At 58.7% G+C, this 22,618-nt stretch carries 19 protein-coding genes and 1 pseudogene; all 20 read left to right on the forward strand.

The window, feature by feature from the left end:
• The first annotated feature begins 48 nt into the window (after nucleotides 1-48).
• Nucleotides 49-2,982, forward strand: coding sequence for a TIGR00180 family glycosyltransferase (locus AB4N76_RS21975; RefSeq protein ID WP_460163516.1), 2,934 nt, complete (start codon nucleotides 49-51; stop codon nucleotides 2,980-2,982).
• A 103-nt stretch (nucleotides 2,983-3,085) separates the two neighbouring features.
• Entirely contained in the window at nucleotides 3,086-4,255 is a 1,170-nt protein-coding gene (gene pseC, locus AB4N76_RS21980) for a UDP-4-amino-4,6-dideoxy-N-acetyl-beta-L-altrosamine transaminase (protein ID WP_046032811.1), read from the forward strand.
• A gap of 31 nt (nucleotides 4,256-4,286) precedes the next feature.
• Complete coding sequence (locus tag AB4N76_RS21985) at nucleotides 4,287-4,907, forward strand: pseudaminic acid biosynthesis-associated methylase (protein WP_460163517.1); 621 nt, start codon at nucleotides 4,287-4,289, stop codon at nucleotides 4,905-4,907.
• Nucleotides 4,904-5,605 (forward strand): pseudaminic acid cytidylyltransferase, encoded by a 702-nt coding sequence (gene pseF / locus AB4N76_RS21990; protein ID WP_046032813.1) that lies wholly within the window; start codon nucleotides 4,904-4,906, stop codon nucleotides 5,603-5,605. The genes AB4N76_RS21985 and pseF overlap by 4 nt, the downstream gene beginning before the upstream one ends.
• The gene (gene pseG, locus AB4N76_RS21995) at nucleotides 5,602-7,107 is read left to right on the forward strand and encodes a UDP-2,4-diacetamido-2,4,6-trideoxy-beta-L-altropyranose hydrolase (RefSeq protein ID WP_046032814.1); all 1,506 of its coding nucleotides are present in this window, start codon (nucleotides 5,602-5,604) and stop codon (nucleotides 7,105-7,107) included. Before pseF ends, pseG begins: the two co-directional genes overlap by 4 nt.
• Nucleotides 7,100-8,152 (forward strand): pseudaminic acid synthase, encoded by a 1,053-nt coding sequence (pseI, locus tag AB4N76_RS22000; protein WP_046032815.1) that lies wholly within the window; start codon nucleotides 7,100-7,102, stop codon nucleotides 8,150-8,152. Before pseG ends, pseI begins: the two co-directional genes overlap by 8 nt.
• Nucleotides 8,153-8,381: 229 nt before the next feature.
• The gene (locus tag AB4N76_RS22005) at nucleotides 8,382-9,308 is read left to right on the forward strand and encodes a ketoacyl-ACP synthase III (RefSeq protein WP_046032816.1); all 927 of its coding nucleotides are present in this window, start codon (nucleotides 8,382-8,384) and stop codon (nucleotides 9,306-9,308) included.
• 96 nt (nucleotides 9,309-9,404) lie between these two features.
• Nucleotides 9,405-10,697 carry a motility associated factor glycosyltransferase family protein gene (locus tag AB4N76_RS22010; RefSeq protein WP_046032817.1) on the forward strand — a complete coding sequence of 431 codons (1,293 nt, stop codon included), beginning with the start codon at nucleotides 9,405-9,407 and terminating at the stop codon, nucleotides 10,695-10,697.
• The gene (locus AB4N76_RS22015) at nucleotides 10,694-10,963 is read left to right on the forward strand and encodes a hypothetical protein (RefSeq protein ID WP_046032818.1); all 270 of its coding nucleotides are present in this window, start codon (nucleotides 10,694-10,696) and stop codon (nucleotides 10,961-10,963) included. The genes AB4N76_RS22010 and AB4N76_RS22015 overlap by 4 nt, the downstream gene beginning before the upstream one ends.
• Before the next feature lie 254 nt (nucleotides 10,964-11,217).
• Nucleotides 11,218-12,069, forward strand: coding sequence for a flagellin domain-containing protein (locus AB4N76_RS22020; protein ID WP_046032819.1), 852 nt, complete (start codon nucleotides 11,218-11,220; stop codon nucleotides 12,067-12,069).
• 74 nt (nucleotides 12,070-12,143) lie between these two features.
• A pseudogene (locus AB4N76_RS22025) lies at nucleotides 12,144-12,510 on the forward strand (flagellar protein FlaG).
• Between the two features lie 82 nt (nucleotides 12,511-12,592).
• A complete protein-coding gene (gene fliD / locus AB4N76_RS22030; RefSeq protein ID WP_077430662.1) occupies nucleotides 12,593-13,999 on the forward strand; it encodes a flagellar filament capping protein FliD in 1,407 nt (468 codons plus the stop codon).
• A 127-nt stretch (nucleotides 14,000-14,126) separates the two neighbouring features.
• Nucleotides 14,127-14,522 (forward strand): flagellar export chaperone FliS, encoded by a 396-nt coding sequence (gene fliS / locus AB4N76_RS22035; RefSeq protein ID WP_046032822.1) that lies wholly within the window; start codon nucleotides 14,127-14,129, stop codon nucleotides 14,520-14,522.
• A 10-nt stretch (nucleotides 14,523-14,532) separates the two neighbouring features.
• Complete coding sequence (locus AB4N76_RS22040; protein ID WP_046032823.1) at nucleotides 14,533-14,829, forward strand: hypothetical protein; 297 nt, start codon at nucleotides 14,533-14,535, stop codon at nucleotides 14,827-14,829.
• A gap of 174 nt (nucleotides 14,830-15,003) precedes the next feature.
• Nucleotides 15,004-16,479, forward strand: a complete 1,476-nt coding sequence (locus AB4N76_RS22045) for a sigma-54 dependent transcriptional regulator (protein WP_046032824.1) — start codon at nucleotides 15,004-15,006, stop codon at nucleotides 16,477-16,479.
• A 128-nt stretch (nucleotides 16,480-16,607) separates the two neighbouring features.
• A complete protein-coding gene (locus AB4N76_RS22050; RefSeq protein WP_460164631.1) occupies nucleotides 16,608-17,813 on the forward strand; it encodes a sensor histidine kinase in 1,206 nt (401 codons plus the stop codon).
• A gap of 5 nt (nucleotides 17,814-17,818) precedes the next feature.
• Nucleotides 17,819-19,204 carry a sigma-54-dependent transcriptional regulator gene (locus AB4N76_RS22055; RefSeq protein WP_046032943.1) on the forward strand — a complete coding sequence of 462 codons (1,386 nt, stop codon included), beginning with the start codon at nucleotides 17,819-17,821 and terminating at the stop codon, nucleotides 19,202-19,204.
• Between the two features lie 266 nt (nucleotides 19,205-19,470).
• Nucleotides 19,471-19,800 (forward strand): flagellar hook-basal body complex protein FliE, encoded by a 330-nt coding sequence (gene fliE / locus AB4N76_RS22060; RefSeq protein ID WP_008072611.1) that lies wholly within the window; start codon nucleotides 19,471-19,473, stop codon nucleotides 19,798-19,800.
• A 14-nt stretch (nucleotides 19,801-19,814) separates the two neighbouring features.
• Nucleotides 19,815-21,602 (forward strand): flagellar basal-body MS-ring/collar protein FliF, encoded by a 1,788-nt coding sequence (fliF, locus tag AB4N76_RS22065; RefSeq protein ID WP_460163518.1) that lies wholly within the window; start codon nucleotides 19,815-19,817, stop codon nucleotides 21,600-21,602.
• The gene (fliG, locus tag AB4N76_RS22070) at nucleotides 21,595-22,614 is read left to right on the forward strand and encodes a flagellar motor switch protein FliG (RefSeq protein ID WP_007894195.1); all 1,020 of its coding nucleotides are present in this window, start codon (nucleotides 21,595-21,597) and stop codon (nucleotides 22,612-22,614) included. Before fliF ends, fliG begins: the two co-directional genes overlap by 8 nt.
• Nucleotides 22,615-22,618 lie beyond the last annotated feature (4 nt).

Consider the following 22,618-nt stretch of genomic DNA (forward strand, 5'->3'; position numbering starts at 1 on the left):
CTATTGAAAGTAGGTTCTCGGCGTCTGGCCGGTTGTGGGGATAGAAATATGCGCGTTCAAAACACTGCTCGAAATGATGTGGCACCGCTGAATGAACGATTGACGGTGGTGGTGATCTCCCACAACCGCAACGCCTACCTGCGGCGCACCTTGCAGTATTACAGCAGCTATCCCTGCCAGATCCTGGTGCTGGACTCTTCGCTGAAAATCGACGAGAACATCGCCCGTGATTACCCTATGGTTGATTACCGGCATCTGCCGCAATTCACCTATACCGGGTTGCAGGAAAAACTCGCCTTTGGCGTCAATCAGGTCACTACACCGTACATGGTGCTGTCGGCCGACGATGATTTCCTGATTCACGACGCGGTGACCGAGTCCCTGGAGTTTCTGGAAGACAACGCCGACTACGGCATGTGCCACGGCTACGGGATCATGTACCTGGCGCGCGCCACGCAAGTGGATTATTTCCGCCGTGACCGCAAGGGGCCGGAAGATTACTGCTCGGATAACGCCGAAGAGCGCCTGATGCAATTCATGGGGCACTTCCTGCCGCCGTTCTACGCGGTCAGCCGTACCGAGTTGCTGCAGGACTGGCACAACACGTTACTGCCGGGCACCAGCTTCGAGTGGCAGGAAATCGGGCATGCCTATTACATGCTCGCGCGTGCCAAGGCGCGGATCCTGCCGATTCCGTTCGCTGTGCGGGAAATCACTTACGGTGCCACGGAGCACAACACCAACGTACTGACGGTGTTGACGTTCAAGGACGCCAAAACCGTTGCCGACCGCGAGCGCTTTGCCGAGTTTCTGGCGTCGCTACCGACCGGTATGAGCCACAAGACTCTGGCCGAGGGCAAGCAGGTTGCGCTGGACAGTTTCGCCACCATGGCTGACTGCCTGAGTAACACCCGCTCGCTCAAGGGAACGGCCATTTTCAATTCGGCCTGGCATAAAGCCGGCGAAGAGCCGGAGCGTCTGTTTGGTCAACTGCAATTTGTCGAGATGCCGTTCTATAACCAGCCGGTTTTCGATCTGCTGACTGAGTTCGAATTCCTTCTGCACACCATGCCTGCCGCCAATTATCAGTTGCAGGAACTGGAAGGCATTTTGCTCAAACAGCATGAGTTGATGCGCGTTCATCCCAACGACAACGAGCGCACTTTGCGCAGTCGTTTGTGGGAGGCCTTGAGCCTCTATGCGTTCAACCGCACGGTGGTTTCGCGTCTGGTCGAGTCGCTCAAGGGCACAGAAGAAGCGGAAGAAGGCCTCAAGCTGCAAGCCTGGGCAGACCGTCTGGCGTCGGTGCCGGCACAGGACGAACAATCGTTGTTCGAAAACATGCCGTCCGGGCGTCTGCTGAACTGGCTGGAGGCTCGCAACCCGGATGCCAAACAGCTCAAAGTGATTGCGGCGCAGCTGCGCAAACGCAATGGTGGCCCGCAGTTCGGCATCATGCTTTTGGATCTCGATGCGAACATGGTCAAGTTGCAGGCCACCTTCGACAGTCTGGCCGGAGGTCACTGCAAGGCGTTCAAAGTCGTGGTGTTCACCACCGGCGATTTGCCGGCGACCACCACGTCGCGTGACACTGTGCACTTCGTCAAAGTCACGGCCAACAACTACGTCGAACGCCTCAACCAGAGCGTTAACCAGTCCACCGCCGACTGGCTGGTGCTGGCCGAGGCTGGTGATCAGTTCACCGCCAGTGGCCTGCTGCGCGCCAGCCTCGAACTGATGGGTGCCGAAGGCGTTCGTGCGGTGGCGATGGACGAAATCCAGCGCCAGGACAATGGTTCCCTGGTGGATGTGTTCCGTCCGGGCGTCAATCTTGATCTGCTGCAAACCGTGCCGTCGATGATGGCCCGGCACTGGTTGATCCAGCGTGACGTGTTGGTGGGCGCCGGTGGCTACTCGGCTGAATACATGTCGGCGCTGGAGTTCGACCTGCTGTTGCGCCTGATCGAAGACGGCGGGCTCGGTGGCCTGGCGCATCTGGCTGAGCCGCTGTTGATCTGCAATGCACCGTCCGCAGAGGAAAACCCTCACGAGCGTCAAACCCTGACCCGACACCTGACGGCCCGCGGCTACCGCGGTCAAGTCAGCTCCGAGCTGGCGCAGACCTGGCAGATCGATTACCAGCACAGCGAGCGGCCAAAGGTCTCGATCATCCTGCACAGCCAGGACAATTTGGAGACGCTGCAACGCGCCGTGGTCAGCGTGCTGCAACGTACCCGTTACCAGCAGCACGAAATTCTGATCGCCGACAATCACAGTCAGTCCGAAGAACTGGCAGCCTGGCTGTCCAGCCTGGACGGCAAGAGTGATCGCTTGCGCATATTGCGCACCGGTGAACGTCTGAGCGCCTCGGCGCTGCACAACTTCGCGGTCGCTGAAGCCAAGGGCAAGTATGTGGTGTTGATGTCGGCCCAGGTTGAAGTGGTCAACTCCAACTGGCTCGACAGTTTGCTGAACCAGGCCCAGCGTCCGGAAGTCGGGATCGTAGGCGCCAAACTGATGGATTTCCGTGGCGTCACCACGCAAGGCGGTCTGGTGCTGGGCTTTAATGGTGTGGTCGGTTCGGTGTTTGTCGGTGAGCGCAAAGACGCCAAGGGCTACATGAACGGCCACCAGGTCGAGCAGAACTACTCGGCCGTGTCCGGGGCTTGCATGATGATTCGCAAGGATCTGTATGAAGCCGTCGGTGGGCTGGACGAAGAACATTTCGATGAAGCGTTTGCCGACATCGACCTGTGCCTGAAAGCCGCAGACGCCGGTTACCTGATTGTCTGGTGCCCTCAAGCCCAGATGCTGCACCCGGGCCTGTTGCCGGATGCACCGCAAACGGCTGCCGCCCTGCAAGACAAGTGGCGCGCACGCTTCACTCAGGATGTGGCGTACAACCAGAACCTGGCCTTGACCGGCAAGGGCTTTACCCTCGGCGCAGCGTCCGGTGTGAATTGGGCTCAGTTGCTGGCTTGAGCTGTCTGAATAGCAAAAGGACTCATCACATGTGCAACGGCAAAATGATGTTCAAGGACGCTCATGCGTGCTCGCTGGCTGGGCCTTGTGTTGAGTCACGGCCATGATGCCCTACCGGATTCCATACGGCCGGCAAAACATTGATCAGACCGATATCGATGCAGTCATGGAAGTGCTCAAGTCGCCCTGGCTGACACAAGGCCCGACGATCGAGCGCTTCGAAAAAGCCCTGGCCTCACACTGTCAGGCTGAATACGCCGTCGCGGTGTGCAACGCCACGGCGGCGCTGCACATTGCTTGTCTGACTGCCGGGCTAGGGCCGGGTGACGCACTCTGGACCAGTCCCAACACCTTTGTCGCGTCGGCTAACTGTGGTCGTTACTGTGGCGCTGATGTCGATTTCGTCGACATCGACCCGCACACCCTGAACATGGATGCGCGGTTGCTGGCGGAGAAACTAGAGATCGCCGAAGCCACAGGTAAACTGCCTAAAGTGGTGGTCGCGGTCGCGTTCGCCGGGCAGAGTTGCGACATGCGCGCCATCGCGCAACTGTCCGAGCGTTACGGTTTTACGCTGATCGAAGACGCCTCGCATGCCGTGGGTGCTTCGTATCTGGGGCGGCCAGTCGGTTGTGGTCAATACGCGGCCATGACGATTTTCAGTTTTCATCCGGTCAAGATCATTACCAGTGCCGAAGGTGGCATGGTGCTGACCAATCGCCCGGAATTCGCCGAGCGGTTACGGCGCCTGCGCAGCCATGGCATTACCGGTGATCCGGCACAGATGAATGTGCCTGCGACGGGGTTGTGGTACTACCAGCAACTGGAGCTGGGCTTCAATTACCGCATGACCGATCTGCACGCCGCGCTGGGGTTGTCGCAAATGGCGCGCCTGGACGCGTTTGTCGCCAAGCGTCGTCAATTGGCCGCGCGCTATGAAACACTGCTGGCCGATGTTGCAGTGACATTGCCGGTGGCTCAGCCAGGTGCCGAGTCGGCTTGGCACCTGTATGTGGTCAGGTTGCAGCTGCCTCGGTTCAAGCTCAACCAGGCACAGGTTTTTGAAACGTTGAGGGCTGCCGGTGTGGGCGTGAACCTGCATTACATTCCGGTGCATTTGCAGCCGTACTACCGCGGACAAGGTTTCAAGGACGGCGATTTTCCGCAGGCTGAACGGTATTTTTCCGAGGCCATCAGCTTGCCGTTGTATCCCGACCTGACGGATGCAGAACAAGATTATGTGGTCGAGCAATTGCGACGAATGACTGAGTAAACACTGCGAAAGCGGCTGATGAGAATGTGTGATGCGTGGACTGACCGAGCAGGAAAAATTCTGGCAGGGCGATTTTGGTCACCAGTACGTTGACCGCAACGTCGGGCAGCCGCTGGTGGCGGCTAACCTGGCGCTGTTTGCCAAGGCACTGACCCGGGCCGGGCGGATCGACAGCCTGGTGGAGCTGGGCACCAATGCCGGCAACAATTTGCAGGCGCTGCGTCAACTGTTGCCCCGGTGCGAGCTGTTTGGTGTGGAGATCAATGCCAGCGCCTGCACCCAGGCCCAGGCGTTGGACATTGCGCAGATCTGGCATGGATCGCTGTTCGACTTCCCCCGGACACGCCGCTATGACCTGACCTTGAGCAAGGGCGTGCTGATTCACTTGGCGCCCGAGCTGCTGCCCGCCGCCTATGCACAGTTGTATGAACTGAGCGAGCGTTACATCCTGATCGCCGAGTACTACAACCCGGCACCGGTGGAGGTGTCTTATCGCGGCAACAGCGGCAAGCTGTTCAAACGCGATTTCGCCGGTGAAATGCTTGATCGTTACAGCGACCTGCAATTGCTGGACTACGGTTTTGGCTATCATCGCGACCCGCAATTCCCGGTGGATGACATCACTTGGTTTCTTCTGGAAAAACGTCCTTGAACAGCGTCGCGATCATCCCGGCCCGAGGCGGCAGCAAGCGTATCCCGCGCAAGAACCTCAAGCCGTTCGATGGCGTTCCGATGATTGCCCGCTCGATTCAAACAGCGCTCGATTCCGGTTTGTTCACTCAAGTCGTGGTCAGCACTGACGACGAGGAGATTGCCGAGCTGGCCCTGGCGTGCGGCGCTCAGGTGCCATTCATGCGGCCCGTAGAACTGGCTGATGACTACACCGGCACGGCGGCGGTGATTGCTCATGCCTTGCAAGCGTTACAGGGGCTGGATTTTGATTTTGCCTGTTGCATCTACGCCACTGCGCCGCTGCTGCAGGCCCGGTTTTTGCAACAAGGGCTGGCGCTTCTGCAGCAGCACCCGGCCAAGTCTTTCGCGTTTTCGGTGTGCGATTTCGGTTTCCCTGTACAGCGTGCCCTGACTATTGATGATCAGGGGGCCGTGACCGCGTTGTACCCGCAGTTTCGCAATACGCGTTCCCAGGACTTGCCGCCGGCCTATCAGGACGCCGGCCAGTTTTACTGGGGCCGCCGCGAGGCATGGTTGCGGGGCGACACCTTGTACTCGCCACAAAGCCTGCCGGTGATTCTGCCACGCTATCTGGTGCAGGACATCGACACCCCTGAAGACTGGAAACGCGCCGAATATTTGTACGCCGCGTTGAAAGCCGGCGGTGAATTGCAATGAGAGTGCTGATTCGTTCCGACGCCTCGCCGACTATTGGCAGCGGGCATATCGCCCGTTTGTTGCCACTGGCCAGAACCTTGCGCAAGCAGGGGGTGTACGTGGTGTTTGCGTGCCGGCGGCTGCCGGGACATCGGTTGGACATGCTGGCTGGCGAAGGCTTCGAAACCTTTGCGCTGCCCGATCGCTATCCCGATGAAGACCCGCAGCAAGCCATCGAGTCCATGCTGCCGTGGCAGGCCGACATCGACGCGTTGGCGCAGGCGCTGGAAAACCAGCCGGTATTCGACTGGATCGTCGTCGATCACTATGGCCTCGACCATCACTGGCAGCGCGCAGCACGGCGCTGGGCGCCCCGGATTGCGGCCGTGGATGATCTCGCGACGCGCACCTACGATGTCGATCTGCTGCTCAATCAAAACCTGTCCGGTACACCTGAGGCTTACGCCTCGCTGCTATCGCCCGGTTGCCAGGTCTTGCTCGGCCCACGGTTTGCGATGCTGCGCGAAGAATTCAGCTGCCCGGCCATCGAGATCAAACCGCAGGCCAAACGCGTGCTGGTGAACTTCGGTGGTTTCGATGCCGCCCTGCAGACTCACCATGCGATGTTGGCGCTGACGGATTTCCATGACTTGGAAGTCGATTTTGTTGCCGGTGCCGATAACCCGGCCTGGGAGCCAATGCAGGCGCTGGCGGCCAAGCGTCCGAACTGGCGATTGCACAGTTTCGTCAGCGACTTCTATCGGTTGATGACCGAAGCGGACCTGTTTATCGGAGCCGGTGGCGGCACCAGTTGGGAGCGGGCGGCCCTGGGACTGCCGACGATTTGCATTGCCGTGTCGAATAATCAGCAGGCCAACGGCGAGGTGATGGCGACGGCGGGCGCCCATGTCTATCTGGGGCCTCGCGAGCAGGTCAGCGTTGAACAGTTGCGTCAGGCCATTGGCTTTGTCGCTGGCAATCAGGGGCTGCGCCAGAGTCTCGCGCAACATTCCCGGCAACTGGTCGATGGCCGGGGCGCGCAACGCGTGGCTGCCGCATTGGCCGGTGCTGTTTTGCAGATGCGCCCGGCGACACCGGCCGATGCCCGGTTGCTGTTCGAGGGGCGCAATGCCGAGGCCGTGCGACGCTGGTCGCTGGAGACCGGGGTCATCGACTGGCAATCGCATCAAAACTGGCTGACCGCCAGCTTGAGCAACGCCCAGCGCTTGTTGTTGATCGCCGAGGCGGATGACGGCCCGGTGGGTGTGCTGCGATATGACCGGCGCGGCGTTGAAGCCGAAGTCTCGATTTATCTGTTTGAAGGCCGTTTCGGGCTGGGCTGGGGCAGGGCGCTGCTGGCGCGGGGCGAAACGTTTGTGAAAGCCCACTGGCCGCAATTGCAGGTGATTACCGCCCAGGTAGTGCCGACCAATCAGCCGTCGCTGAAAGTCTTTCGCGAAGCCGGTTTTACCCAGAGTGCCTGCGCGTTTACGCGCGTATTGAAGGATCACTGCAATGACTAGTTTCAAGATCGGCAACCGCTTGATCGGTGCGGATGCGCCACCCTTCATCATCGCCGAGATGAGTGGTAACCATAACCAGTCGCTGGACATGGCCTTACGCATCGTCGAAGCGGCGGCCAAGGCCGGCGCCCATGCCTTGAAACTGCAAACCTACACCGCTGAAACCATGACCCTGGATTTATCTGAAGGCGAGTTCTTCATCAAGGATCCAAACAGCCTGTGGGCCGGTTCTTCGTTGTATGCGTTGTACGAGAAGGCGCATACGCCGTGGGAATGGCATGCGCCGATTTTCGCCCGGGCCAAAGAGCTTGGGATGCTGGCCTTCTCCACGCCGTTTGATGACACCGCCGTCGACTTCCTTGAAAGCCTCGATGTGCCAGCGTACAAAATCGCCAGTTTTGAAAACACTGACCTGCCGCTGATTCGCCGGGTCGCCGCCACTGGCAAGCCATTGATCATCTCCACCGGCATGGCCAGCATCGCCGAGCTCGATGAAACCGTGCGTGCCGCCCGCGAGGCCGGTTGCAAGGACCTGATTCTGCTCAAGTGCACCAGCACGTATCCGGCGACCCCGGCCAACAGCAACGTGCGCACGATTCCTCATCTGCGCGAATTGTTCGGTTGCCAGGTCGGTTTGTCCGATCACTCCATGGGTGTCGGGGTGTCCGTGGCAGCGGTGGCGCTGGGGGCGACAGTGGTGGAGAAACATTTCACCCTCGACCGCGCGGCCGGTGGTGTAGACGCGAGTTTCTCGCTGGAACCGGCCGAACTCGAAAGCCTGGTGATCGAAACGGAACGCGCCTGGCAGGCGATGGGGCAGGTGCATTACGGCGTGACTGACGCCGAGCGCAAATCGCTGGTGTACCGCCGATCGCTGTATGTCACCCAGGACATGGCCGCCGGCGAGCCATTCACCACAGCCAACCTGCGAGCCATCCGTCCTGGCCTGGGGCTGGCCCCCAAACACGCTGAAACCCTTCTGGGCCGCCGCGCCCGCCACGCCATCACGCGTGGAACCCCGCTGGATTGGTCGCTGGTCGAATAACAGCTTATCGGGTTGATTCGGCAAATTAGCGTGACCTGCGAGTCATAACGCGCATCTTCACTGTATTGTATTAATCGGGAAGGTGGCGCCTGGCCTGCTTTTTGGCCCAGTGACAGCCTTTTATTCTTCCCGCCGTCGCCTTTTCGGGGCGACGTATTTCTCTGCTTGTCGGCGCCCCTCGAATCATTACGAGCGGTGGTATTGGGCTGTTTATTATTGGGAAGCCGTAATGATTGGCATAAAGAGCATTGCGAGCTACGTTCCTGTAGCCGGCATAGACAATTACGCACAAGGTGCAAAATTCGAGAAGGATGAAGAGTTCATCCTCGGCAAAATCGGTTCGGCTTTCTTGCCGCGCAAAGGCGACGGGCAAGAGACTTCGGACCTGTGCGTCGAAGCTGCCAACGCGCTGTTCGCCAATAACCCTGATTTGAAACGTGAAGCGATCGACGCGCTGATCGTGGTCACCCAGAACGGTGACGAAGAAGGCTTGCCACACACGGCGGCCATCGTTCAGGACAAATTGGGCCTGCCAACGACTGTGGCAGCGTTCGATATTTCCCTGGGCTGCTCCGGCTACGTCTATGGCATCTACGCGATCAAGGGCTTCATGGAAGCTGCGGGCCTAAAGAATGGCTTGCTGATCACCGCCGATCCGTACTCCAAGATCGTCGACCCGGAAGACCGTAACACCACCATGCTGTTCGGTGATGCCGCCACCGCGACCTGGATGGGTGAAAACGCCCCCTGGCAGTTGGGCAAGGCCAAGTTCGGCACCGACGGTGCCGGTGCACCGCACTTGAAAGTGACCGATGGCGTGTTCTTCATGAACGGTCGTCAGGTGTTCAACTTTGCGTTGCTCAAAGTTCCGGCGCATTTGCATGAGCTGCTGACCGATTCGCAACTGACCGCCGACGACATCGATGCCTTCTGCATTCACCAGGGCAGTGCGGCGATTGTCGACGCCGTGGCACGCCGCTTCGAAGGCGAGCCGGAGAAGTTCATCAAGGACATGGTCGAGACCGGCAATACCGTGTCGTCGAGCATTCCGTTGCTGCTGGAAAAACATGTACTGGATTCCAGTTGGAAGCGTGTCGCACTGAGTGGTTTCGGTGTTGGATTGTCATGGGGTTCGGCGATTCTTTATCGCCCGTGACGGCGGCGCTTCAGTCATAGAAAGCCAGACACAAAAATAGCGCTCAAGGTGTAATCTTGAGCGCTATTTTTTTGCCCGAACGAAAAGCGAGGCTGCATGAGCGAGTTCTTTGAGCGCAACGTCGACGTCATCCAGCAGCGTTGGCCGGCACTGGCTGTGCGTTTGCTGGTTGAAGACACGAGCCTGTTGCAGGCTGATCTGGTGGAAGGCCTGGGTTCGACGTTGAGCATCAACGGCATTCAATTGACCAGCCGCCACGATCGCACTCGCGAGGCCAGGGTCCAGGCCGATAGCTTGCCCGTCGACAGTGCGGTGCTGCATGTCTACGGCACCGGGCTTGGCGATCTGCAGGTCGAGTTGCTTGAGCGCGCCAGTCTGCAGCGATTGTATGTGCACATTCTCAATGGCGCGGTGTTTGCGCTGGTGTTGCAGTTGCTCGAACAACATCAATGGCTCAGCGACCCTCGCGTCGAGCTGTTGTATGCCGGCGACCTGGCGGAAATCCAACTGCCGTTTTTTGCCTTGCCGTCCGAGCTGGTGCTGGCGGATGACTTCAATGCCAAGATCCGCGACCGGTTGATCAGCGAAACTCATCTGACGTTCAATAATCGTGAGTTCAACCCGCAGTCGCCTGAGATCATCGAACGCTTGCAGGCCTGTTTGCCGCTCGCGACCGCCGATGCCGACGTGGCTGAACTGTTTGGCTCGCAAGCGGGGCGGGAGGTCTTTGTGATTGCCACCGGCCCAAGCCTGGAGCAGCACTTCGATACGTTGCGTGCGATTCGCGGGCAGGAAGGACGGCCGTTGTTCATTTGCGTCGATACCGCTTACCGACCCTTGCTTAAACACGGGATTCACCCGGATATAGTGGTCAGCATCGATCAACGCATCTCGGCTCGCCATCTGCCTTCTGAAGACTCGGCCGGCATTCGCCTGGTGTACATGCCCATGCTGGACCCGTTGGTACTTCAAGCCTGGCAGGGGGCGCGGTATGCCGCTTACTCCTCCAGCCCGATCTACCAATCGTTGCGCGAACAATTGCCCAAGGGCGAGTTGTATGTCGGTGGCAGCGTGATTCATCCGGCGGCAGACCTGGCGGTGAAAATGGGAGCGGCGCAGATCACGCTGTTTGGCGCCGATTTCGCCTTCCCCGGCGACAAGACCCACGCCGGCTGGAGCGATGGCGATCTGGGGCCGCAATTGGGCGCGGCCAAGCACTGGGTGCTGGATGGTCACGGTCAGCGGATCAAGACGCAGCTCAATTTCCGCAGCTACTTGTGTGAGCTGGAGCGGTTTATTGCCGGCCATCCGCAGGTGCGCTTCTATAACAGCAGCCGGGCAGGGGCGATGATCGTCGGGACCACGTTTCATCCGGAGTTTGCGTCATGAGTGTTCGTGAATCCTTTATTGCCGACGCGCAACACTGCGCCACCTTGTTCCGACTTGGGCGAGATGTCGAAGCCGGGCTGGCGATGACCGACCTGGTCGGTGCGGTCCACCGAGCATTCGATTCGGCGTCGCAGCAAGCGCAGCAGCAGTGGGTATCTCTGCTCGGCCAGCTGTTTGCGTGTCAGGAAGCGCAGAACTGGCTCGCGCTGGCCGATTATCTGGAATACGAACTGGTCGAGTTGTTGACCGAAAGCCTGTCCATTTAAGCAATTTTCTCTTCTTTCGGTGCCGGCGAACGCTCGCCAATCTGTCGCCGACGTTTCCCTGACGTCATTTTTTCGCAATCAAATCGTTGCCAACCCCTTGATTTGTGGGGGGTGGCAACGTGATGGCAAATATTTTTGAAAATCCCCTAAAGCAAGTTGCATTGGCGACGATAACTATTACGAAGGTTCTCTAGGCCATACCCGGCGGTTGCCAGGGCCGGAAGCCGCAGTACCCAACCAACGAGGAATTCGTCATGGCTTTAACTGTAAACACCAACACCACGTCGTTGAACGTTCAGAAAAACCTGAACCGCGCTTCCGATGCCCTGTCGACTTCGATGTCCCGCCTGTCTTCCGGCCTGAAAATCAACAGCGCTAAAGACGACGCCGCCGGCCTGCAGATCGCTACCCGTATGACCTCGCAAATCCGCGGTCAGAACATGGCGATCAAAAACGCCAACGACGGTATCTCGATCGCTCAGACCGCTGAAGGCGCGATGCAGGAATCGACCAACATTCTGCAGCGTATGCGTGAACTGGCTGTTCAGGCACGAAACGACTCGAACGGTACTGCTGACCGCACCGCTCTGAACAAAGAGTTCATGGCTCTGTCGGACGAAGTGACTCGTATCGCCCAGTCGACCAACCTGAACGGCAAAAACCTGATCGACGGCACCGCCGGCACCATGACCTTCCAGGTTGGTTCCAACAGCGGTACTGCTAACCAGATCACTCTGACTCTGGCCAGCGGCTTCGACGCAACAACTCTGTCCGTTAACTCGGCTGCCCTGCAGATCACTGGTAACAGCTCGGCTACTGCTCAGGCTTCGTTCACCGCTGCTGTGACCAAGATCGACGCTGCTCTGGCAACCATCAACGCCAGCCGTGCTGACCTGGGTGCTGCACAAAACCGTCTGACCAGCACCATCTCCAACCTGCAGAACATCAACGAAAACGCTGAAGCTGCTCGTGGTCGTGTACAAGACACCGACTTCGCTGCTGAAACTGCACAGCTGACCAAGCAACAAACTCTGCAACAAGCTTCCACCGCAATTCTGGCTCAGGCCAACCAACTGCCGTCCGCTGTACTGAAACTGCTTCAGTAATAGCTGATTGAGTTTTGGCGAGGGGTGCGCGCTGTTGGCGCCCTCTCGCTTTTTCACTTTTAGAGGTGATGGACATGGATATGAGCGTGAAGCTGAACTTGTCTTATCCGGCGGCCAAGCAGGCGACGACCGTTGCCGATAAGCCTGCGGAAAAGCCTCGAGCGGAGCCCGCGAAAGTGGTCGACGTCAAGGGCGCGCGCCAGACCGCCCAGGCTGAACAGGACAAGCTGAAGATGGCTGTCCAGGAAATTGAAAAGTTCGTTCAGTCGGTCAAGCGTAACCTGGAATTCTCGATTGATGAGCCTTCCGGGCAAGTAGTTGTGAAAGTCATTGCCAGTGAGTTCGGGTGAGGTGGTTCGCCAGATCCCCAACGAAGAAGTCCTGAAGCTGGCCAATAGTTTGAATGATGCAAGCAGCCTGTTGTTCAGCGCTAAAGCCTGACAGCTGGCACGAATTTTGTTGCTATGTTCTTTTGGGCGTTGTAGTGGTCAAAAGACCGGCGACACACTGAAGGGAGTTCCACATGGCAAGTCCAATTTTACCGGGCACGGGTTTAGGTTCAGGTATTGATACCGGTGCTATCGTCAAGGCCTTGGTGAACGCTGACAAAGCGGCCAAGCAAGGTCAGATTGACCGTGGGACCACTACCAATACCGCGAGCATCTCTGGGATCGGTACCCTGAAGTCGCTGCTGGCCACGTTCCAGAAAGCGCTCGCCGATCTGGGCAGCACGACAACCCCTCAGTTCACGGGGTATGCGGCCACGTCGTCCGACGCCAAGGTGCTGACCGCCACGTCCAGTAACACGGCTGTTGCCGGCAACTACGTCGTCAACGTCACCAGTCTTGCCACTGCGTCCAAAGTAGCCTCTGCGGCATTTGCCGGCGGTGCGACCAGTGCGATCACTCCGGGCACGCTGACCATTACTCAGAACGGCACCAGCTACCCTGTTACCGTCGGTGCCGGCGCCACGCTGCAATCGGTGCGTGACTCGATCAACAGCCAGTACCAGGCCAGTGGTCTGAGCGCCAACATCGTGACCGACAGTTTCGGTTCCCGCCTGGTGTTGGGCTCTACCACGACCGGTGCAGGCTCCGATATCTCTGTCAGCGGTATTGCGGAACTGGCAATCAACGGGTCGCTCCCAATGGGCGCCACCCCGACGGCGACGTCTTCGGGTGCCATTAGTGCCCTTGCCAAGGATGCGGTGTTCTCGGTCGACGGTCTGGCGATGACCAGCAAGTCCAATACCATCGACAAGACGATCTCTGGTCTGAGTCTGAACCTGGTCGCCGTAGGTACATCGACTGTAACCGTCGCTTCCAACAACGATGGTCTGAAAGCGTCGATCCAGAAGTTCGTCGACGCCTACAACGCAGTCGCCAACGCTGTGACCTCGCTGACCAAACCGTCCCTGGACGACGATGGCAAGCCAACCGTACCGGCTGCGCTGACCGGTGACCCGATGCCTCGTGCCCTGTTGGCGGCCATTCGTGGTCCATTGTCCCAGACCGGTGCCGGCGACAAGCTGACTGTTCTGTCGCAGCTGGGGATCAACACCGACCAGAAAACCGGTGCGTTGACCTTTGATGGCACCAAGTTCACCGCTGCCATGAACGACAAGAAGCTTGGTGGCGAGGTTCAGACCCTGTTTACCGGTACTAACGGTCTGCTTGAGCGCATGAACAATGTGATCAAGCCCTACACCGATACCGGTGGCATTATCGACACACGCACTGCCAGCCTGAATAAAACCAAAACCAAGCTGACCGCCGATCAGGCTGATTTGGATCGTCGAGTCGAAACGCTGACCGCTCTATTGACTAAAAAGTACAACGACATGGATTCCCTCGTTGGTAAATTGAAGGCGACAGCCAGCAATATCACCAGCATGTTCGATGCCATGGTTGCTCAGCAGAAGAACTCGTAACACCCAAAACGCCAAAAGCCCGGCAGCGTTTTCAAGCGCTCCGGGCTTTTTGCATTTGAATCTAAAGTTTTTTGACGCGTCGTCGATACACTGGTTAGACGAACACAGAATTTTGATGAGGTACAACATGAATCCAATGTTAGCCCTTCGCCAGTACCAGAAGATTGGCGCTCAAGCGCAAACTTCCGAAGCCAGTCCTCATCGACTGGTGCAGATGCTGATGGAAGGTGGCCTGGATCGTATTGCCCAGGCCAAAGGCGCGATGGAGCGTAAAGACATTCCGAACAAAGGCATTCTGATCGGCAAGGCCATCGGCATCATCGGTGGTTTGCGTGAAGGCCTGGACCTCGAAAACTCCATCGAAACGGTCGGTGAGCTGGACAATCTATACACCTACATGATGAAGCGTCTGGCAGAAGCCAATATTAAGACTGATCCGAAGATTCTCGACGAAGTCTCTGATTTGCTTCGTACTGTCAAAGACGGTTGGGATGGTATTGCCGCACCTGTTCCGCAGTTTTAAGGAGGTCGCCATGAGTCTTGTATTGCAGCGAATCGAACACACCCGCGAAGCCCTGGTCGGTGCATTGGCCGAGCGTAATTGGGAGGCCATCGGTGAGTTGGACCTGGCGTGCCGGTCCTGCATGGAAGACGTCTTGAGTGAAGCGTCGGTGGACGAGGCCGCGTTGCGCGACAATCTTGAGGAGTTGCTTGGGGTGTACAAGCAGCTTCTTGAGGCCGCGACGGGGGAGAGGCAAGCGATAGTCGACGAGATGTCGCAGATCCATCAAGCACAGAACGCGGCAAAGGTTTACCATCTGTTCGGTTAATTAATCCTCAGTTAATCCAATGATAGTGCGCCATAAATTTGACTGTGCACGGTTTTTTGACTTAACTAGTGGCTGGTTCCAGATTTCAGACGTTTACAGGCAGAATGTGTCTGCAAGCGTCTAGCTTGCCCCATCATTTTTGGGCATTGAGTTGACTAGGGAAGTTGCTATTGCATGTGGCGTGAAACCAAAATTCTGCTGATTGATGACGATAGCGTCCGTCGCCGCGACCTGGCGGTGATTTTAAATTTTCTTGGCGAAGAAAATTTACCCTGTGGTAGCCATGACTGGCAGCAGGCTGTCGGCTCTTTGTCATCAAGTCGTGAAGTGATCTGTGTCCTCATCGGGACGGTCAATGCTCCTGGCGCACTTACGGGCTTGTTAAAGACACTCGCAACCTGGGATGAGTTCCTTCCGGTTTTGTTAATGGGCGATAATTCTTCCGTTGACCTGCCAGAAGACCAGCGTCGCCGGGTACTTTCGACCCTCGAAATGCCACCCAGCTACAGCAAATTGCTCGATTCGCTGCACCGTGCCCAGGTCTATCGCGAGATGTACGACCAGGCTCGTGAGCGCGGTCGTCACCGTGAACCCAATCTGTTCCGCAGCCTTGTCGGCACCAGCCGGGCGATTCAACACGTCCGTCAGATGATGCAGCAAGTGGCCGACACCGACGCCAGCGTGCTGATCCTCGGTGAGTCCGGCACTGGTAAGGAAGTGGTTGCGCGCAACTTGCATTACCACTCCAAGCGCCGTGATGCGCCATTCGTTCCAGTCAACTGTGGGGCGATCCCGGCCGAGTTGCTGGAAAGCGAATTGTTCGGTCATGAGAAAGGTGCCTTCACCGGGGCGATCACCAGCCGTGCCGGGCGTTTCGAACTGGCCAATGGCGGTACGCTGTTCCTCGATGAAATCGGCGACATGCCGCTGCCGATGCAGGTCAAGTTGTTGCGCGTACTGCAGGAACGCACTTTCGAGCGCGTGGGCAGCAACAAGACCCAAAGCGTCGACGTGCGCATCATTGCCGCGACCCACAAGAATCTCGAAAGCATGATCGAGATCGGCACGTTCCGCGAAGACTTGTACTACCGCCTGAATGTGTTCCCGATCGAAATGGCGCCGCTGCGCGAACGCGTCGAAGACATTCCGTTGCTGATGAACGAGTTGATCTCGCGCATGGAGCACGAGAAGCGCGGTTCGATCCGTTTCAACTCCGCCGCGATCATGTCGCTGTGCCGTCACGGTTGGCCGGGCAACGTCCGCGAGCTCGCCAACCTGGTGGAGCGTATGGCGATCATGCACCCGTACGGGGTAATCGGCGTCGTCGAGTTGCCGAAGAAATTCCGCTACGTCGATGACGAAGACGAGCAACTGGTCGACAGCTTGCGCAGCGAGCTTGAAGAGCGGGTGGCCATCAATGGTCATACCCCGGACTTCACCGCCAATGCCATGCTGCCGCCGGAAGGCCTGGACCTGAAGGACTACCTCGGTGGTCTGGAGCAGGGCCTGATTCAGCAGGCGCTGGATGATGCCAATGGCATCGTTGCTCGCGCGGCTGAACGCCTGCGTATTCGTCGCACCACGCTGGTGGAAAAGATGCGCAAGTACGGCATGAGCCGTCGTGACGGTGATGAACAGGCGGATGATTGACGCCTGTTTTTCAAGTCCTTCATATTTGGGCGGTTTTTTTTAGGCACGGGTATTGCTAAGTCCCTCGCAACGTTCCGTTTAACTGACGGTCAGCCAAGCGAGAGAGCACGATGCCCCAAGCCGCCCAGATGTCTCCTGTCCCTGACACCTCGGGGCAACTGTCGTCCGTAGAGCAGGCAAACCGGCCAGGCCTTGAGCAGGCCTTTGCACTGTTCAGTCAGATGTCGAGCCAATTGACCGATTCCTACAGCATGCTTGAAGCTCGGGTCACTGAGCTCAAGGGCGAGCTGGCCGTGGTCAGTGCCCAGCGCATGCAAGAGCTGGCGGAAAAAGAACGCCTGGCTAATCGTCTGCAAAACCTCCTCGATCTATTGCCCGGCGGCGTCATCGTTATCGATGCCCAAGGCATCGTGCGCGAAGCCAACCCGGCGGCTTGCGAATTGCTTGGGTTGCCTCTGGAAGGAGAGCTGTGGCGCCATGTCATCGCCCGTTGCTTCGCGCCTCGCGAAGACGACGGTCACGAAGTTTCGCTAAAGGACGGTCGCCGTCTGTCGATCGGCACTCGCTCGCTTGATGCTGAGCCGGGGCAGTTGGTGTTGCTCAACGACCTGACTGAAACCCGCCACCTGCAAGATCAACTGGCCCGTCATGAGCGATTGTCTTCCCTGGGTCGAATGGTTGCCTCGCTGGCTCATCAAATTCGTACGCCGTTGTCGGCCGCTCTGCTTTACGCCAGTCACTTGACTGAGCAGGAACTCCCCGTCGCCACGCAGCAACGTTTTGCCGGTCGCCTGAAAGAGCGCTTGCATGAGTTGGAGCATCAGGTTCGCGACATGCTGGTGTTCGCGCGTGGGGAGTTACCGTTGACCGATCGCCTCACGCCCGGGCAGTTGATGCGGTCGCTGCAAGCGGCGGCATTGACCCATGTTCAGGATTTGCCGGTGCGTTGGCAGTGCGACAGTCACGCCGGAGAGTTGCTGTGCAATCGCGACACGCTGATTGGGGCGATCCTCAATCTGATCGAGAATGCGATTCAGGCCAGTACCGGCGATGTCCGTTTGAAGGTTCATTTTTATACCCGTGAAAACAACCTGCGCGTGTGCGTCAGCGACAGTGGCAGTGGCATCGACAGCAAAGTGCTGGCGCGTCTGGGGGAGCCGTTCTTTACCACCAAGACCACCGGAACCGGCCTGGGCCTGACCGTGGTCAAGGCGGTAGCGCGTGCGCATCAGGGAGAATTGCAGCTGCACTCGCGGCCCGGGCGCGGCACGTGTGCGCAAGTGATCCTGCCGCTGTTCTCGGGTGAAAAGCGCAATGCTCAGGGAGCGAAGTGAAGGGCATGACAATCAAGGTTCTGCTGGTCGAAGATGACCGCGCGCTGCGCGAAGCGTTGGCCGATACGCTGATGTTGGCGGGTCACGACTACAAGGCAGTCGGCTCGGCCGAGGATGCGTTGGCGGCTGTGGCTGTCGAGGCGTTCAATCTGGTCATCAGTGACGTCAACATGCCGGGCATGGACGGGCATCAACTGCTTGGCTTGCTTCGGGCGCGTCAGCCGCAATTGCCGGTGTTGCTGATGACGGCCCATGGCGCCGTCGAGCGGGCGGTCGATGCAATGCGCCAGGGCGCGGCGGATTATTTGGTCAAGCCGTTCGAACCCAAGGCATTGCTTGATTTGGTGGCGCGGCATGCGCTGGGCAATCTCGGTACGGCCGAGGGTGAAGGCCCGGTGGCGTTCGAGCCGGCCAGTGCGCAATTGCTGGAATTGGCCGCCAGAGTGGCGCGCAGTGATTCCACGGTGTTGATCTCTGGCGAATCGGGCACGGGTAAAGAAGTGTTGGCGCGCTACATTCACCAGCATTCCCATCGCGCCAGTCAGCCGTTCATTGCGATCAACTGTGCGGCGATTCCCGACAACATGCTCGAAGCCACGTTGTTCGGTCACGAAAAAGGTTCGTTCACTGGCGCCATCGCGGCGCAGGCTGGCAAGTTCGAACAGGCTGACGGCGGCACGATTCTGCTCGACGAAATTTCCGAAATGCCCCTTGGACTTCAAGCCAAGTTGCTGCGTGTTTTGCAGGAGCGCGAAGTCGAGCGGGTGGGCGCACGCAAGACGATCACGCTCGACATCCGAGTGGTGGCCACCACCAACCGGGATCTGGCCGGTGAGGTGGCGGCGGGGCGTTTTCGTGAAGACCTTTACTATCGGCTGTCGGTGTTTCCGCTGGCCTGGCGTCCGCTGCGCGAACGCACCGCCGACATCCTGCCGCTGGCCGAGCGCCTTCTGGCCAAGCACGTCAATAAAATGAAGCATGCCGCGGCGAAGCTGTCGCCCGAGGCGCAGGCCTGCCTGATGGGATATCCGTGGCCGGGCAATGTGCGGGAGCTGGATAACGCGATCCAGCGTGCCTTGATTTTGCAGCAGGGTGGTTTGATTCAGCCGCAGGATTTCTGCCTGTCCGGGCCGGTCGCCTGCGCGCCGTTGCCTGCAATGGCGCCGGTGCAGGTGCGTGCGGTGGAGGTTGATGCTGAATCGGCTGGCGCTTTGGGTGATGACCTGCGTCGCCGTGAGTACCAGATGATCGTCGACACCTTGCGTTCCGAGCGCGGCCGTCGAAAAGAGGCCGCCGAACGACTGGGCATCAGCCCGCGCACCTTGCGCTACAAGCTGGCGCAGATGCGCGACGCCGGCATGGACGTCGAAGCTTACTTGTTCGCCACCTGATCCCTGTAGCAGCTGGCGAAGACTGCGTCCGGCTGCGTAGCAGTCGTAAAGCCTGAGTACTCGATTTTCCTGAAACACCGCATTGACTGATTTTACGACTGCTGCGCAGCCGGACGCAGGCTGCGCCAGCTGCTACAGATAGCGTTACAGGTTGTGAGGATGCGGTTTTGTTTGGAGTGGCCACGGAGCTGGCACCCTTGTTGCTAACACCTCACTACCCGCCGAGTGAGTGTCAAAAAATTGCGGGTCGCCAATGAGAGTAGACCATGAGCCAAGGTATTGAATTTAATCGGTTGATGCTGGATATGCGTTCCATGCAAATGGATGCCATGTCTGCGCCGAAATCGACTGCCGCAGTCCCTGAATTGGGTGGCAGCAGCTTTTCCGACATGCTCGGTCAGGCCGTCAATAAAGTGAACGACACCCAGCAGGCGTCCAATCAGTTGGCCAGTGCCTTCGAGATCGGCAAGAGCGGCGTCGACCTGACGGACGTCATGATTTCCTCGCAGAAGGCCAGCGTGTCTTTCCAGGCGTTGACGCAAGTGCGCAACAAGCTGGTTCAGGCTTACCAAGACATCATGCAGATGCCGGTTTAAGGACGAATTGAGTCATGGCAGAAGCAGTCGCCGATAACGTTCCGGCCAAGGTCACTCCAATAGACGGCAAACCGCCGCTGTTCGGGTTGTCCTTCCTGGAAAACCTCTCCGAGATGACCATGTTGCGTCAGGTAGGCCTGTTGGTCGGCCTGGCTGCGAGCGTGGCGATTGGTTTTGCCGTCGTGCTGTGGTCTCAGCAGCCGGACTACCGGCCTCTGTACGGCAGCCTTGCCGGTATGGACGCCAAGCAGGTCATGGACACCCTGGCCTCCGCCGATATTCCTTATACCGTTGAACCCAATTCCGGTGCCTTGCTGGTCAAGGCCGATGACCTGTCCCGTGCGCGCCTCAAGCTCGCGGCCGCTGGTGTCACTCCCAGTGATGGCAATATCGGCTTTGAAATCCTCGACAAGGATCAGGGGCTCGGGACCAGCCAGTTCATGGAAGCGACCCGTTATCGTCGCGGCCTCGAAGGCGAACTGGCACGTACCATTTCCAGCCTGAACAACGTCAAGGGTGCCCGTGTGCACCTGGCGATTCCGAAAAGCTCGGTGTTCGTGCGTGATGAACGCAAGCCAAGCGCTTCGGTACTGGTTGAGCTGTATTCCGGTCGTTCGCTGGAACCGGGTCAGGTGATCGCGATCATCAACCTGGTCGCGACCAGTGTTCCTGAACTGAGCAAATCGCAGATCACCGTCGTCGACCAGAAAGGCAACCTGCTGTCGGATCAGGCGGAGAACTCCGAACTGACGATGGCCGGCAAGCAATTCGATTACAGCCGCCGCATGGAAACCATGCTGACCCAGCGCGTGCACAACATCCTGCAGCCGGTGCTGGGCAATGATCGCTATAAAGCCGAAGTGTCGGCCGACGTCGATTTCAGTGCCGTCGAGTCGACCTCCGAGCAGTTCAACCCGGATCAACCGGCGCTGCGCAGCGAGCAGTCGGTCAACGAACAACGCACCGCCAGCAATGGCCCGCAAGGTGTGCCGGGTGCCCTGAGCAACCAGCCGCCGTCGCCAGCCTCGGCACCGCAAACCACTGGTGGCACGACCGCCTCGGCCGGCATGGTGCAGCCAGGCCAGCCGTTGATCGATGCCAACGGCCAGCAAATCATGGATCCTGCCACCGGTCAGCCAATGCTGGCGCCGTACCCGGCAGACAAGCGTCAACAATCCACCAAGAACTTCGAGCTCGACCGCTCCATCAGTCACACCAAGCAACAGCAGGGTCGATTGAATCGCCTGTCGGTGTCGGTGGTGGTGGACGATCAGGTCAAGGTCAATGCCGCCAACGGCGAAACCACCCGTGCGCCGTGGAGTGCCGACGAATTGGCGCGCTTCACTCGCCTGGTGCAGGACGCCGTCGGTTTCGACGCCAGCCGTGGCGACAGCGTCAGCGTGATCAACATGCCGTTCTCCGCAGAACGCGGTGAAGTGATTGCCGATATTCCGTTCTACTCGCAGCCGTGGTTCTGGGACATCGTCAAGCAAGTGATGGGTGTCTTGTTCATCCTCGTGCTGGTGTTCGGCGTACTGCGTCCGGTGCTCAACAACATCACCGGTGGCGGCAAAGACAAGCAACTGGCTGGCTTGGGCAGCGACGGAGAACTCGGTGGCATGGGCGGCCTGGACGGCGAACTGGCCAACGATCGCGTCAGCCTCGGTGGCCCGCAAAGCATCCTGCTGCCGAGCCCGAGCGAAGGCTATGACGCACAGTTGAATGCAATCAAGAGTCTGGTGGCAGAAGACCCGGGTCGCGTGGCCCAGGTCGTGAAAGAGTGGATTAACGCAGATGAGTGATAACCGAGCCGTTGCCGCCAAACTGACCAAGGTCGACAAAGCCGCGATTCTGCTGCTGTCCCTCGGTTCGACCGATGCTGCCCAGGTGTTGCGCCACATGGGGCCTAAAGAGGTTCAGCGTGTGGGTGTGGCGATGGCCCAGATGGGCAACGTGCACCGCGAGCAAGTCGAACAGGTCATGAGCGAGTTCGTCGACATCGTCGGCGACCAGACCAGCCTGGGCGTCGGCTCCGACGACTACGTGCGCAAAATGCTCACCCAGGCACTGGGCGAAGACAAGGCCAACGGCCTGATCGATCGCATCCTGCTGGGTGGCAACACCAGTGGCCTCGACAGCCTGAAGTGGATGGAACCGCGCGCCGTCGCCGACGTGATCCGTTACGAGCACCCGCAGATCCAGGCGATCGTGGTGGCGTATCTCGACCCGGATCAGGCTGGCGAAGTGCTGGGTAACTTCGACCACAAGGTACGACTGGACATCATTCTGCGAGTCTCCTCGCTGAACACTGTGCAGCCGGCGGCCCTGAAGGAACTCAACCAGATTCTCGAGAAGCAGTTCTCCGGCAACTCGAATGCCTCGCGCACCACCCTGGGTGGTATCAAGCGCGCGGCCGACATCATGAACTTCCTCGACAGCTCGATCGAAGGTCAGCTGATGGACTCGATCCGCGAAGTCGACGAAGACCTGTCCGGTCAGATCGAAGACCTCATGTTCGTGTTCAACAACCTGTCCGATGTCGACGACCGCGGCATTCAGGCGTTGCTGCGCGAAGTGTCCTCCGACGTGCTGGTGCTGGCCCTCAAGGGTTCGGACGAAGGCGTCAAGGAAAAGATCTTCAAGAACATGTCCAAACGGGCGGCCGAACTGTTGCGCGACGACCTCGAGGCCAAAGGCCCGGTGCGCGTCAGCGACGTGGAAACCGCGCAGAAAGAAATCCTCACCATTGCCCGCCGTATGGCCGAAGCCGGAGAAATCGTTCTCGGCGGGAAGGGCGGCGAAGAGATGATCTAAGGTC

Source organism: Pseudomonas sp. S2_F03 (assembly GCF_054668335.1).

Coding starts and splice junctions, on each gene's coding strand:
- AB4N76_RS22055 (WP_046032943.1), top strand. CDS start 17,819: ATGACAATCAAGGTTCTGCTGGTCGAAGATGACCGCGCGCTGCGCGAA.
- AB4N76_RS22020 (WP_046032819.1), top strand. CDS start 11,218: ATGGCTTTAACTGTAAACACCAACACCACGTCGTTGAACGTTCAGAAA.
- AB4N76_RS22015 (WP_046032818.1), top strand. CDS start 10,694: ATGAGTGTTCGTGAATCCTTTATTGCCGACGCGCAACACTGCGCCACC.
- fliD (WP_077430662.1), top strand. CDS start 12,593: ATGGCAAGTCCAATTTTACCGGGCACGGGTTTAGGTTCAGGTATTGAT.
- AB4N76_RS22050 (WP_460164631.1), top strand. CDS start 16,608: ATGTCTCCTGTCCCTGACACCTCGGGGCAACTGTCGTCCGTAGAGCAG.
- AB4N76_RS21985 (WP_460163517.1), top strand. CDS start 4,287: ATGCGTGGACTGACCGAGCAGGAAAAATTCTGGCAGGGCGATTTTGGT.
- pseI (WP_046032815.1), top strand. CDS start 7,100: ATGACTAGTTTCAAGATCGGCAACCGCTTGATCGGTGCGGATGCGCCA.
- AB4N76_RS22040 (WP_046032823.1), top strand. CDS start 14,533: ATGAGTCTTGTATTGCAGCGAATCGAACACACCCGCGAAGCCCTGGTC.
- fliS (WP_046032822.1), top strand. CDS start 14,127: ATGAATCCAATGTTAGCCCTTCGCCAGTACCAGAAGATTGGCGCTCAA.
- pseC (WP_046032811.1), top strand. CDS start 3,086: ATGATGCCCTACCGGATTCCATACGGCCGGCAAAACATTGATCAGACC.
- AB4N76_RS22045 (WP_046032824.1), top strand. CDS start 15,004: ATGTGGCGTGAAACCAAAATTCTGCTGATTGATGACGATAGCGTCCGT.
- AB4N76_RS22010 (WP_046032817.1), top strand. CDS start 9,405: ATGAGCGAGTTCTTTGAGCGCAACGTCGACGTCATCCAGCAGCGTTGG.
- pseG (WP_046032814.1), top strand. CDS start 5,602: ATGAGAGTGCTGATTCGTTCCGACGCCTCGCCGACTATTGGCAGCGGG.
- AB4N76_RS22005 (WP_046032816.1), top strand. CDS start 8,382: ATGATTGGCATAAAGAGCATTGCGAGCTACGTTCCTGTAGCCGGCATA.
- fliG (WP_007894195.1), top strand. CDS start 21,595: ATGAGTGATAACCGAGCCGTTGCCGCCAAACTGACCAAGGTCGACAAA.
- fliF (WP_460163518.1), top strand. CDS start 19,815: ATGGCAGAAGCAGTCGCCGATAACGTTCCGGCCAAGGTCACTCCAATA.
- AB4N76_RS21975 (WP_460163516.1), top strand. CDS start 49: ATGCGCGTTCAAAACACTGCTCGAAATGATGTGGCACCGCTGAATGAA.
- fliE (WP_008072611.1), top strand. CDS start 19,471: ATGAGCCAAGGTATTGAATTTAATCGGTTGATGCTGGATATGCGTTCC.